The following is a 12,671-nucleotide window of genomic DNA, read 5'->3' as shown; positions in this document are numbered from 1 at the left end:
TGAATACGCCAGGCCTTGAACGAGTGGAATGCATGATCGCCCCATATTGTGTATGCTTATCGTATGTATTCCTTTCAGGAACGATACAGGGGTCATATTACAAACAACAGGAGAGAGCATATGAAAATACTCACGTTAAACACACACGCTTGGGCGGAAGAGGATCAACTGAACAAGATCAGTCAGCTGGCTGATTTTATTAATACACATCAATTTGATGTAATCTCCATGCAGGAGGTTAACCAGTCCATGCAGGAAGCTGCGCTTTCTGAAGAAGAACTGGGGACTTATGTTGCAACTGAATCCGATGCTGTGATTAAAAAGGACAACTATGCCCATGTCCTGCTTCAGCAGCTGACAGAGCAATATTACTGGACGTGGATTCCCGCGCATGTCGGGTTTCAGAAATACGATGAAGGACTGGCGATCCTTAGCCGAACGCCGATTACACAGGCTTTTGGAGAGTATGTGTCGCACATGCGGGATTATAACAATTACCGTACACGCAAGATTGTGGGAATTCAGACGGTCGTCCAAGGTGAAGCAACCTGGTTTGTGAACGGTCACTACAACTGGTGGGATGATGCGCAGGAACCGTTTAAGGGACAGTGGGAGTTGACGGAGAGCAAGCTTGCCCCCTACATGGATCAGCCGTTATATATAATGGGTGATTTCAACAATGTCGCGGAAGTGCGTGGAGAAGGCTATGATTATATGATGAGCAAAGGCTGGAATGACCTGTACACGACCGCATTGCAAAAGGATGAAGGAGCAACCGTGGTGAAGGCCATTGCCGGCTGGGCAGATAACAAACGCGATCTGCGGATCGACTATATTTTCTCCAATCGTCCCATTCAGGCCAAGTCTTCCAACGTAGTCCTGAACGGTACAAACGGGCCGGTTGTGTCCGACCATTTTGGTGTCGCTGTAGAGATCTAACAGCCATACGACTATAAATGGATATCCACTCAATTACGAAACAAAGCCTCCGCTGACTTCCTGTTAAGGAAGTGTAGCTGGAGGCTTTTCACATGCTATATCACGTTCTATGTACATTTCATCTCGTTCGTTCTTTCTGTTTAGGAAACAAACTGTTATTCGAGTGCCAGCATCTGATGTACGAACTTTTTCAGATTCGCACTTGTCTCGCTAAGTTGTTCGATACTTTCCATGAACTCACTGACGAGTTTGGCCTGATCGACTGTTGCGGTTGTAATTTGACCGATCTCCTGCTCCATATGTTTCATGGAATCCTGTACACTACCGAGGGATGTTTCGATATCTGCCGCTGCTTGTTTCGTATGATCGGACAGTTTGCGTACTTCACTGGCAACCACACCGAATCCGGCTCCCTGATCGCCCACACGGGCTGCTTCGATCATGGCGTTCAGTCCAAGCAGATTGGTTTGTTCCGATACTTCACGAATGACGTTTGTTACTTTAGACACACTGACAGAGTTCTCTGAAGCTTTTTTGGAGTTGCGCAGAATCTCTTCCGAGGTCGCAGAGAGTTCTTCCGAATGTGCCGCAATCTGCTGAATGCCGCCGACGAGTGCATGAATGGTTGTTTCATTTTCACGGATCAGCGTCTCCAGTGTCATGTGACTATCCAGTGCGTAGTTCACACCCAATATACCCACGACCTGATTATTCTCCTTAATGGGAATAAGGATGGCGTCGAAAGGTCTGCCTTGCAGATCACCAGGCATGCGTGCCACGGTACGCGTATCCTTGTTGGTGAGCATTTTGAAATCTTTGTAATCGTCATGCAGCTCATCTCCAACCTTCACGCCAATCTCCAGACTTTTTGCTTCGGAAAAATACAAAACTTTCTCATGATCATTAATGGATATGGATATGTCGTCACGGAACATTTGGCTAACAAAAGGCATAGCATTTACCAGAGATTCAAGAGTATTCAATGTTCATCTTTCCTTCCCGATACAAAAAGTGGAATTTTTAGCCTACTATCTATATCGGTAACGGTTTCTGTTTTTTTAAACAATGTTCAAATATATATTCAACGGGCGAGACCTAAAGAGGGACTGCGAGATTATTTGTAAGCGTAAACAAAAATCTGTAGCCACCATAGAACATGTCAGGTATACTGGGATTATTAATTGGCCTTTGAGTAAACCAGAGGATATTATCGTTCAGGGCAAGGGAGTTTCCTACGTAGGTTAAGCGCTATATCTCCAAGAGCTGTGACAGCGAATACGGGGCTTGTCTGCCCAAGCGAACGTTTTATTTCGGATAAGATTGTATTTCAACGTGAGAGGGATGTGTGTCATCGATGACGACCTATTTCAGTGAACCGCAGAGCATGTATTACCGATTTGGAGAGGATCAGAATCAGGTTCTGAAGGTGCTGGCCGAGAGGTATATTGGGGCCAATGCGCAGGCTGATTTTGTATATCGGGTATTCCAGAAGTCTGGTATTTTGCAAAATGAAAAAGGCCTTTATGATCTGAATTTAGGTAAACGCTTTCCTGATGCACCCAAAGACCATATGTCTTATGCAGCTGCGCTGGTCTGGGGGGATGAGGAACGGAATCTGGATGTGCTGGTTCGCTGTTATGGACCTGTTCGCTTCTATTTCAATGAGCAGTTGGTCTATCGCTCTACCGTAATGGATGAGATTAGTCCTGATGCAACGGTGAAACTCAGCATCGACATCAAGCCGGGTTGGAACACCATTTGGCTGGAAATGAAGAATACCCCTGCCGGATTTGGCTGCCAGTTTGGTTCTGATGAAGGTAAAGTTCGTATTCTGAACGTATTTGCACCGTTTCAGGAGAGACAGGGACAAGCGGGGTGGGTGTTCTCTCAACCGAACCCAATCGCGAGTAAGCAACCAGACCTGCTTGGAAAAGAAGCAGAATACAGTTTGAAGTGGCTGCCTGAGACAGGCTGGTCTGATGAAGATATTACCAAGTCAGCTCTTGATCGAATGTACGGGCATCTTCCTGGACGGCATGTGTATGCTTGGACTCATCTGAACAATACCGATCCAACCGGAGGAAAGGTTAAGTTGTCAGGTCAATCCTCCGGTTCTCTAAATATATGGATCAGCGGCAAGCCTGTGGCGCAAATAAAGGAGGCGGGCCCGTTCGAGGTCGATGTACCAGCCTCTTTTGGACGGAGTGACCTGCTTGTCCGAAGTGAATGCAACACTAAGGTGAGACCATGGCACTTTAATTTGAACGCAACCGTTTCGGGTAAGCCACTTCTACTTGAACTTCCTCAGCGTGTGCACGGTGCTTCCGGAGAGTCCTGGTTGTATGTCGGACCTTTTGATTCGGAGGTTGAACCGGACATGCAGGATCTTACCCGAACAGACCGAGTGTACCAAACAGGGCAAGAACAGACATATTGGCGCTTGGATCGACCGGATGCCTGGATTAGACCATATTATGAAAACGCTATGTTAAGCAACAAATGGACCGTGGGCAGTGTGACCAATTATGGTCGCTGGGATTATCCATTGGGTGTCACTGTATATGGTCTGTTACGGACGGGGCGTTATTTGCAGAGAACGGACATTACACGTTATGCGGCTGAGCATGTGCAAGCATGTACCCAAATGTATGAGTACTCATTATGGGATCGGCAGCAGTATGGTTTCCCGGCAGTCAACCAACAATTGGTCATGCTGAAAATGCTGGATAACTGCGGTTCTTTTGGCTCGGCCATGCTGGAAGCATATTCAGAGTGTCATGAACCAACGTTTCTTCCGATTGCTGAACGGATTGCAGATTTCATGCTTTCCCGCTTGGAACGGCAGGAGGATGGGGCATTTTATCGCACATGTGTAGGGGAGTATGCCGAGAATACCATGTGGGCAGATGATCTTTATATGAGCACGCCGTTTCTCGTTCGTTATGCACGGGTGACAGGCAACTCCGCCGCATTGGATGAAGCCGCCAGACAATTTTCACTGTATCGGAAGTATCTCTTCATGCCTGACTTCAAGATCATGTCTCATGTGTATGATTTCAAATACGGACAGGCAACGCAGATTCCGTGGGGAAGGGGGAATGGCTGGACACTGTTTTCCTTGACGGAAGTACTGGAAGCTTTACCGGTAGAGCATCCCGAGCGCCCGGCTCTAATTAATTTCTTCAACGAATTGTGTGAAGGATATGCGGCGCTTCAAGGGGAAAGTGGGTTGTGGCATCAGGTGTTGAACGAACCACAAACGTATGAAGAAGCCTCCTGCACGGCGATGTTTGCCTATGGTTTTGCGAGAGGTGTACGCTTTGGCTGGTTCAAAGACCCTGAAGTTTACGTCACGGCCGCCGAACGGGCCTGGAAGGGACTCATCTGCAAAGCCATTGATCGTCAAGGGAATGTCCATGGCGTGTGCAGTGGATCAAGATATGCGTTTACGGCAGAGTATTACGATCAGGACTTGCGTACCGTCACCAATGACAATCATGGTATAGGCATTATGATGCTGGCAGGAACCGAAGTGGCAAAAATGAAGAAACATCTGTCTGAGCATAGAGTGTCTTCACCTGCAGTCTCACATTCCTGACAGACCTGACAGACCATATCTATACGGAATACCTGATTTTTCATACCATCGTTCCTGTACAACAACTTATCTTCTGCTCCACGTAATACGGTTGTATACCCGTAATCATATCTGAGACGGGAACATCACCGCCGGGAATGGTATTCCCGGTGGTTTTTGATTCCTTCAACTCCTTACTTTTTTGACAGGAAAGCTTACTTTTGTTTATGTCATGTACAGCGACGGACCGATACAATATATTTTGTAAGCGATTCCATAGTAGTAAAAAGGGGAGGAAATTCATTTATGATGATCACGAAAAAGTGGGTAACCCTGTTCTGCCTGTCCCTGTTATTGTTCGCTACAGCCTGTTCAGGAGGTGCTGCCGATAAGCCAGCTTCTTCCGGTGAGACAAGTGAAAGTGAAGGAGACTCTTCAGGCAAGATTGAACTGCGCATGACCTGGTGGGGATCACAGACCAGACATGATCTGACGACCAAAGTCATCCAATTGTTCGAAGAGAAACATCCGGGGATCACCATTAAGCCTGAATATTCCGGTTGGGACGGTTACTTTGACAAGTTAACTACACAAGTGGCTGGTTCGAATGCACCGGATATCATCCAGATGGATTACGCATTTCTGACTGACTTTGCCCGGCGTGGCGCCTTGCTTGACCTGACTCCGTTTGCAGAGAGCAAAGAGCTGCGGACAGAGGACCACGATCAGAGCATGATTACAGCCGGTTCAATTGACGATAAATTATATGCGATTACCCTCGGAGTAAACGCACCTGGTGTCATTTATGATGCCACCGTATTTCAGGAATTAGGTATTGAAGAACCGCAAGAGAGCTGGACATGGGAGGATTTTGGGGATATTGCGACCAAGATTGCCACAGCAAAGGGTGAGGGATTCTATGGATCAGCAGACATCTCCGGTACAACGAACATGTTTGAAGTGTTTATCCGGCAATCCGGGAAAGGATTGTTCGAGGGTGGCACAATGACCGCTACCAGCGAGGAGCTTCAGCAGTGGTTCGATATGTGGGGTGCATTGCGCGAGAATGGTGGAGTGACCACAGCGGAAATAACGGCATCCACAACCAATGCGCTGGAGACACGCCCGATCTCACTGGGTACAGCTGCCATGGATTTTGCATGGTCCAATCAATTGCTGACATTCCAGCAGGTGAACAAAAACCAGGATCATAAGCTTGGGATACAAGTACTCCCGCATGGTGTTAACGAGCAGCAGATTGGCGAGTACCTGAAACCAGGTCAGTTCCTCTCCGGTTATGGCAAAACAAAACATCCGAAGGAAGTCGCCATGTTCATTGACTTCATGGTCAATGATCCAGAAGCAACCGCTATCCTTGGTTCTGAGCGTGGTGTGCCGGTTAACTCAAGCATTCGTGAGCAGATGCAGCCAACGCTGCCGGAAGCGGAGCAAGTCATTTTCCAATTTATCGACACCGTATCGAAGCATTCCAGTGAGATTGACCCACCATACCCGCAAGGATTTGCTGAAGTGGACACAAGTTTCAAGAGCGCAAGCGAGCAGATCGCCTTCGGACAAGGCGATACTCCTGATGTGATTGCCCAGTTTATTGAAGGAGCGAAGGCTACGCTTGGATCGAGTCAGTAAATCATTGAAACCGTTCCAGACTACTAATTCTGCGGGGAGGTTGCGAAGATGACGACATCACAGGTCAGTCAAGCCCGAATCGAAAGTGTAGCTAGCCGCCGGGTCAAACGGAGATATGCGCATAATGGAGCCGCGCTTCTGTTCCTCGCCCCATGGCTTGTCGGATTGTTATTTCTCACCTTGGGTCCAATGTTGGTATCGTTATATATCTCATTCACCGATTACAGTATCCTGGCCGCCCCTACCTGGGTCGGTCTGGATAACTACACCACGATGTTTACATCGGATAAACTGTTTACCCAGTCGCTCAAAGTCACTTTCACGTATGTCGCTGTATCGGTACCCGTCAAGTTGATCTTTGCGCTGCTGGTAGCCATGTTGCTCAATAAAGGAATTCGAGGGCTCGGTATTTACCGGACAGTGTATTACATCCCAACATTGCTTGGGGGTAGCGTGGCAATTGCGATGTTGTGGCGTAAGATGCTGGGTGGGGACGGGCTGCTCAATAGTGTGCTTGCCATGGTAGGTATTAAGGCACCGGATTGGGTTGCCAATCCGAAGTATGCCCTGTATTCCATCGTGCTGTTATCCGTATGGCAGTTTGGATCATCCATGATTATTTTCCTGGCAGGCTTGAAGCAGATTCCACCTGAATATGATGAAGCCTCAGCGGTTGATGGGGCAGGTCCGCTGCGGAGATTCTTCTATATAACGTTGCCGATTCTGTCACCCGTCATCTTTTTCAATCTCGTGATGCAGCTGATTACGTCCTTTCAATCATTCACACAGGCTTTTGTTATCAGTAATGGTAGCGGAGGACCGGTGAACTCAACCTTAATGTACTCTCTGTATCTATACAAAAAGGGATTCTCATTCTTTCAGATGGGCTATGCTTCCGCGATGGCTTGGGTGCTGGTCATCCTGATTGGCGTATTTACATTGCTCGTATTCCGCAGCAGCAAGCTGTGGGTGCACTATGAGGATGGTGGGAAATCATGATCGGACAACGGAACTCTACAGCATGGGTCGTCAGCAAACATGTATTGATTTCAGGTATCGCCTTTGTCATGCTCTATCCGATTCTCTGGATGCTGGGCAGCTCATTCAAACCGGGACATATGATCTTTACAGAGACCTGGTTTTGGCCACAGGAATGGAATTGGCAAAATTACATGAATGGCTGGTCGGGTATTCAGGGCAATCCGTTCTCCCGTTTCCTGACCAACTCTGTCATCCTATCGCTTGGAGCTGTGCTGGGTAATGTCATCTCCTGCTCCATGGCAGCGTATGCGTTCGCCCGATTGAATTTTCGTTTCAAAGCCATCTGCTTCGGCCTGATGCTTATGACGATCATGCTGCCACATCATGTGACGCTGATCCCGCAGTATATCCTCTTCAACCACCTGGAGTGGGTGAATACGTATCTGCCGCTTGTGGTGCCCAAATGGCTCGCGACCGATGCCTTCTTCATTTTCCTCATGGTACAGTTCTTCCGGGGATTGCCCAAAGAGCTGGATGAGGCGGCAACTATTGATGGATGCGGTCCTGTGAAAATATACACTAAAATCATTATTCCACTGGCTTTCCCAGCACTGGTTACCACGATGATCTTTACGTTCTTGTGGACATGGGACGACTTCTTCAGTCAGTTGATCTACTTGAGTGACGTGAGCAAATACACGGTACCGCTGGGTCTGCGTCTGTTCCTTGATTCCAGTTCTCAATCCGATTGGGGTCCGATGTTTGCCATGTCGGTGTTGTCGTTGGTGCCATGTTTCATTGTATTTATCGTGTGTCAAAAGTACTTCGTGGAAGGAATCGCGACCTCCGGGCTCAAAGGGTAATTCCAAGACGAAACGAGTTGATTTTTCCATGGGGAAAGGAAGATGGTCTTCATTCATTAATCAAAAGCTGCAACAAAGCAAGCTCTCCACATTGATGGTGACTTGCTTTATTGCGTTTAACCTGTTACTCGTCTCGGTTGTCGTCTGGCTGGCATATCAGTCTTTCTCCGCGGTCACTTTTGCCGAAATTAGCAAGGCACGTCTGGCTCTTCTGAACGAAAGCACACGTCGGGGATTTGATTTCATCACAGGGGTAACCGGAACTGCCTACGGTTTGGCAAGCAATCGGGAACTGTCCACTCTGCTCGAAACGGCCGATATGGGCAGGCTTGCACAGATTCACCAACGGAGAGAGGTCTCTCGAATCCTGGATCATACCATGGTTGTGAGTGACGGCATTACTTCCATTGAACTGTATACGGATGTCTTTAATGAAGTGACAGTGACTATGGCTGATCGCATATTCCCGGTGGACACCATCGCACACGAATCTTGGTTTGCAACGCTGGAAAAGGCTGATGCGGCTTGGGTTCCCCTGCGTGAGAACGAATCGGGCCAATCCCTGGTTGGATACGCCCAACGAATTTTTGATAGTCGAGGCGGAACGGTTGCCTATGTACTTATTCGACTGAGCAGATCGGACATCGTACGCAGGTTTGCTGATGTGCCCATGGTGCTTGATGGAAAAGTGCTGTTGGTAGATACGGCTGGTAATGTCGTTATGGAGATGGGGAAAGCTGATCCAGCAGGGGAGAATGTACAATCCGGTCATGCTGAAGGTGATGAATTGGACGAACAGGAACGATCGAATAGAAGTAATGAAGTGAGTACAGCTCCAGAAACGGATGATTCCGTAAACGCATCTTCTTCTATTATAGATAGTGCATGGATTCAGGAACATGTGCAGCCTGGCGCAGACGGATATGAAGTCGTTTCCGGCCAATCCGGAGGTGCCCAATTGGTGCTCTACTCCAGACCAGCCATGCTTCAGTGGCGCCTCGTACAGACTATTCCGGTGTACACACTGCTATCTCCGGTCAGACAGGCGGGCTGGCAGATTCTCGGCATCGCCATACTGGGACTGTTATGTTCCGCTGTGCTTGCGTACCTGTTTGTAAGGCAGATCATCCGTCCTCTGCGACAGTTGATCAAGCGAATGAGGCAACTGGAGAAAGGGGACTTCGATACCCGGGTGCAACTTTCGTTCACAGAGGAATATGCCCACTTGGCTTATGGCTTTAATCACATGGCTTCACAGCTCACAACGCTGATGGAACAGGTAAAGGAGGAGAGCCAGGCCAAGCGTGAAGCCCAGACGGGCTTGCTTGAGGCCCAGATCAAACCCCATTTTCTCTACAACACTCTCGATATGATCCACTGGCGCGCACTCGATTACGAAGCCAAGGATATCAGCCGCATGATTGTACAACTCAGTAAGCTGTTACGGATTGGACTGAGTGGAGGTAGGTTGTTTATTCGGGTTCGAGATGAGTTAGAACATGCCCGTTGTTACGTTAACATACAGTCAGAGCGGCTGCCGTTCTCCATTCATTATCAGGAGATGATCGATCCACGTATTCGCGGTTGTTACATTCCGAAGATCATTTTGCAGCCCTTTATCGAAAATGCTGTTATGCACGGGCACCCTGAAGAGGGTACACTTCGAATTCAGGTCCATATGAACGAAGAGATTGGTCCGCATGAGGATATCGTTATTCGTATCACGGATAATGGGCGGGGGTTGCCGGAGGGGTGGACACTCGAAGAGACGTATGGTATCGGCGTACGGAATGTACATCAGCGCATTCAGCTATATTGTGGGAAGAGGTATGGCGTTCAACTCAGCAATAGAGAGTCAGGTGGCGTGGAAGTGACCATTACGCTGCCGCGTATTGAGACCGACGAGCAATTAAATCTATGGTTGGACGGTGAAAAATGATGAAGACCATTATGTTTGTTGATGACGATCCTCATATTGTAAAGGCACTAACAGATCATATCGATTGGCCCTCTCTGGGCCTCAGCATTGCAGGCACTGCTTCCAATGGCTTGGATGCGCTGGACCTGTTTCACCGCATGCATCCAGATGTCGTTATGACTGACGTCTATCTACCCGGGATGACCGGGCTTGAGATCACACAGACGTTGCGACGTGATCATCCCCACCTGCCGATCATCATTCTTAGCGGATATGACGAATTCGAGAACGCCCGGGCAGCCATGCGCTGGGGGGTGAATCACTTTTTGCTGAAGCCGGCAGAGGTTGAGGAGATTGAGTCTGTGCTGCGGGAGGTGCTACTGGAACAAGATGTGCGAGAGCGGCATGAGCGGCTGGAGCGGACGTACAAGCAGGAGGTTGGACGGGTACTTCCGTATTTGCGCAAACAATTTCTTCACGAGCTGTTGACTACGCGATATCGGGCAGACGAACTGCCTAAAGAACGCATGGACTATATAGGCATTCATATGTCCTCACAGACACGCGCCATTAGTCTGCAACTGAATCGCCCCGTATTTCTGACACGGATGAAAGAACGGGATTGGCAGCTTCTCCGCTATGGGGCGGCCGATATTATTCAGGAGACGGTGAAAGAGCAAACAGCGCGCATGAATGGTCAGGTAGAGATTGTTGATTATTCGGATCAGGTATTTGTGTTGCTTCTATTAGGAGATATGGATGATCTGGAGGAATGCCTGCCACTCGTAGAGCGGATGATTGATCAGATCTTTACGTATCTGAAGATTGAAGTAAGTGCTGGAATCGGGAGATCCAAGAGTCACCCATGTGAGGTGATAGATTCGTATCTTGAGAGCAGGGAAGCGCTGGAAACAGCAGAGTTTCAAGGTGGGAGTCGTATCTACCACTATGAAGCATTAAAGGATACAGAGCCAAGCGTGACGGATTATTCCTTATTGCTTCGTCAATGGAATGAGGCTTGGGCGGATATACGGCCTGATCAGGCGGAAGAGGTATGGCAACATATTTGCCTTTTGCTGAAAGAGGGGAACTGTGTTGGAATACAAGATGTACAGGTTGTGGCCGTCAGTCTGTTTGACACGTTGATTCATAGTTGGAACCGACTTCATCCCATGTTAACGCCGCCGCTGGCGATGAGTGATTTTTTGCGTGAAATTCAGTCGAAATATGCTTTGCATGATCTGGTAAGCTGGATGGATCGTATTATCTGCGATTGGCTGGAACAGATACGCAAAGAGATGGGCGAGAAGAAAAGCAATAAACTGATCGAGCAGGTGAAACAGTATGTGGAGCTGCATTACGCCGATGAGATTAGTTTTGAAGCAATAGCCAAGGGATTATTCGTACATCCCAAGTATCTGAGTCAGCTGTTCAAAAGGGTGACCGGTGAGAATTTCGTGAGTTATTTGAACGGTTACCGAATTCAGAAAGCGTTGGAATTGTTGCAGTCGGGACATTACATGGTATATGAAGTGAGTGAGATGACGGGGTTCCGTAATGCGACATATTTCAGCCAGGTGTTCAAAATGCTTACGGGCAAGAGTCCTTCTGAGGTGGGATAGAGCGATTCAGGTGAAGTGTTTTAAATAAAGCGGCAGAGGCGGAATGGTTCTTATGATTATCGAACAGCAGGAATATCACATTAGAGGCTTATCTTACTCAATAAGATCGGCAGAGGAAAAAGATGCTGTGGCCTTGTCTTCACTTCGTGTTCAATTGGACGGGGAAACCGAGAATATGGATCGTGAAGAGGGCGAGGCGTATATCGACGCAGCCGGGTTTAGACAGATTATCCTTGTGGACACCGAGAAGTTGCGGCATCTGTTCCTTGTTGCTGTAGTAGCTGGCGAGATTGTGGGGTATTCCCGATGCGAAGGCAGAGAGTTGAAGCGCTTTTGCCATAAGGTTGAGTTCGGCGTGTGTGTAGCCAGAGAGTTCTGGGGGCATGGGATTGGCAAGAACTTGTTAGCGCGGTCAATAGAATGGGCAGATCAGACTGGTATAGAGAAGATGACGTTGAACGTACTGGCATCCAATGAAAAAGCAATCGAGTTATACCAAAAGAGTGGCTTCGAGATCGAAGGTATCCTGAAAAAGGATCGGCGATATGCAGACGGACAGTATCATGACACGATAGTCATGGGGAGGTTCATAGACGGATAGTAAAAAAATGAAGAACACAGTCTTATCATGCTTAAAGTTCTCTGTAGTTTGATTATTAGATTCGGTAAATACATCATAGATAGCAATGTTTATTGAATAGAGGTATTGTGTTTCATATCTTATAGAACGAATGTAGGGATGCTGATGAAGTCTGTTCATAACCTGTATTGAAACAGATTAGACCGGTAAGTGTATATAGGATATAGTAAGATTGTCATTGAAAAAAGAGATTTTGAAGAGATTGAATCAAATATATAATTACTTTTTTAATGGTATATTTTACAAGTAGTAATTGTATTGTGTATATGGTATATTCTATTTCCGGCCAAAAAAACACGGAAAACAAAGTGTTGCAAGCAAAGAAAATGAGCTTCGAAAGAAACTTGAAAAAAGAGCTTGCTAAGTTGGTTCGGACGTGTTATGATATAAAAGTTGCTGAAGAGAACAACATTCGGTAACAAAACAAGTTTGATCTTTGAAAACTGAACAACGAGTGAGTAAACATTCTGCTTGCAGAATGAAC

The 12,671-nt window shown here is 47.5% G+C and carries 9 protein-coding genes; 8 read left to right on the top strand and 1 reads right to left on the bottom strand.

What is annotated here, in order from left to right; translation table 11 throughout:
- The first annotated feature begins 120 nt into the window (after positions 1-120).
- Positions 121-939, top strand: coding sequence for an endonuclease/exonuclease/phosphatase family protein (locus ACTHPG_RS25815; protein ID WP_440392237.1), 819 nt, complete (start codon positions 121-123; stop codon positions 937-939).
- Between the two features lie 155 nt (positions 940-1,094).
- On the opposite strand, the gene ACTHPG_RS25810 is transcribed toward ACTHPG_RS25815, so the two are convergent.
- On the bottom strand, positions 1,095-1,922 hold the full coding sequence (locus ACTHPG_RS25810; protein WP_440392236.1) for a methyl-accepting chemotaxis protein: 828 nt from the start codon (positions 1,920-1,922) through the stop codon (positions 1,095-1,097).
- A gap of 371 nt (positions 1,923-2,293) precedes the next feature.
- Between ACTHPG_RS25810 and ACTHPG_RS25805 the strand changes: the two genes are divergently transcribed.
- From ACTHPG_RS25805 to ACTHPG_RS25775, 7 genes are all read left to right on the top strand, one after another.
- Positions 2,294-4,537, top strand: a complete 2,244-nt coding sequence (locus ACTHPG_RS25805; protein WP_440392235.1) for a glycoside hydrolase family 88/105 protein — start codon at positions 2,294-2,296, stop codon at positions 4,535-4,537.
- Between the two features lie 285 nt (positions 4,538-4,822).
- Positions 4,823-6,163, top strand: a complete 1,341-nt coding sequence (locus ACTHPG_RS25800) for an ABC transporter substrate-binding protein (RefSeq protein ID WP_440392234.1) — start codon at positions 4,823-4,825, stop codon at positions 6,161-6,163.
- Between the two features lie 48 nt (positions 6,164-6,211).
- The gene (locus tag ACTHPG_RS25795; RefSeq protein ID WP_440392233.1) at positions 6,212-7,162 is read left to right on the top strand and encodes a carbohydrate ABC transporter permease; all 951 of its coding nucleotides are present in this window, start codon (positions 6,212-6,214) and stop codon (positions 7,160-7,162) included.
- Positions 7,159-8,007 carry a carbohydrate ABC transporter permease gene (locus tag ACTHPG_RS25790; protein WP_036616400.1) on the top strand — a complete coding sequence of 283 codons (849 nt, stop codon included), beginning with the start codon at positions 7,159-7,161 and terminating at the stop codon, positions 8,005-8,007. Before ACTHPG_RS25795 ends, ACTHPG_RS25790 begins: the two co-directional genes overlap by 4 nt.
- A 28-nt stretch (positions 8,008-8,035) precedes the next feature.
- Positions 8,036-9,946, top strand: coding sequence for a histidine kinase (locus ACTHPG_RS25785; RefSeq protein WP_440392232.1), 1,911 nt, complete (start codon positions 8,036-8,038; stop codon positions 9,944-9,946).
- Entirely contained in the window at positions 9,943-11,547 is a 1,605-nt protein-coding gene (locus ACTHPG_RS25780) for a response regulator (protein WP_440392231.1), read from the top strand. The genes ACTHPG_RS25785 and ACTHPG_RS25780 overlap by 4 nt, the downstream gene beginning before the upstream one ends.
- A gap of 52 nt (positions 11,548-11,599) precedes the next feature.
- Positions 11,600-12,148: an N-acetyltransferase family protein gene (locus tag ACTHPG_RS25775; protein ID WP_440392230.1), complete on the top strand. Its 549-nt coding sequence runs from the start codon at positions 11,600-11,602 to the stop codon at positions 12,146-12,148.
- The last annotated feature ends 523 nt before the right edge of the window (positions 12,149-12,671 follow it).

It is taken from the genome of Paenibacillus sp. SAF-068 (genome assembly GCF_051967555.1).
Lineage (GTDB): Bacteria > Bacillota > Bacilli > Paenibacillales > Paenibacillaceae > Paenibacillus.
Note: the sequence above shows the minus strand (reverse complement) of the source record. Positions and strands in the feature narration are given on the sequence as shown.

Bases quoted from the DNA above. Each gene is read 5' to 3' on its own strand.
- ACTHPG_RS25785 (WP_440392232.1), top strand. From the start codon at position 8,036: ATGGGGAAAGGAAGATGGTCTTCATTCATTAATCAAAAGCTGCAACAA.
- ACTHPG_RS25795 (WP_440392233.1), top strand. From the start codon at position 6,212: ATGACGACATCACAGGTCAGTCAAGCCCGAATCGAAAGTGTAGCTAGC.
- ACTHPG_RS25775 (WP_440392230.1), top strand. From the start codon at position 11,600: ATGATTATCGAACAGCAGGAATATCACATTAGAGGCTTATCTTACTCA.
- ACTHPG_RS25815 (WP_440392237.1), top strand. From the start codon at position 121: ATGAAAATACTCACGTTAAACACACACGCTTGGGCGGAAGAGGATCAA.
- ACTHPG_RS25790 (WP_036616400.1), top strand. From the start codon at position 7,159: ATGATCGGACAACGGAACTCTACAGCATGGGTCGTCAGCAAACATGTA.
- ACTHPG_RS25805 (WP_440392235.1), top strand. From the start codon at position 2,294: ATGACGACCTATTTCAGTGAACCGCAGAGCATGTATTACCGATTTGGA.
- ACTHPG_RS25780 (WP_440392231.1), top strand. From the start codon at position 9,943: ATGATGAAGACCATTATGTTTGTTGATGACGATCCTCATATTGTAAAG.
- ACTHPG_RS25800 (WP_440392234.1), top strand. From the start codon at position 4,823: ATGATGATCACGAAAAAGTGGGTAACCCTGTTCTGCCTGTCCCTGTTA.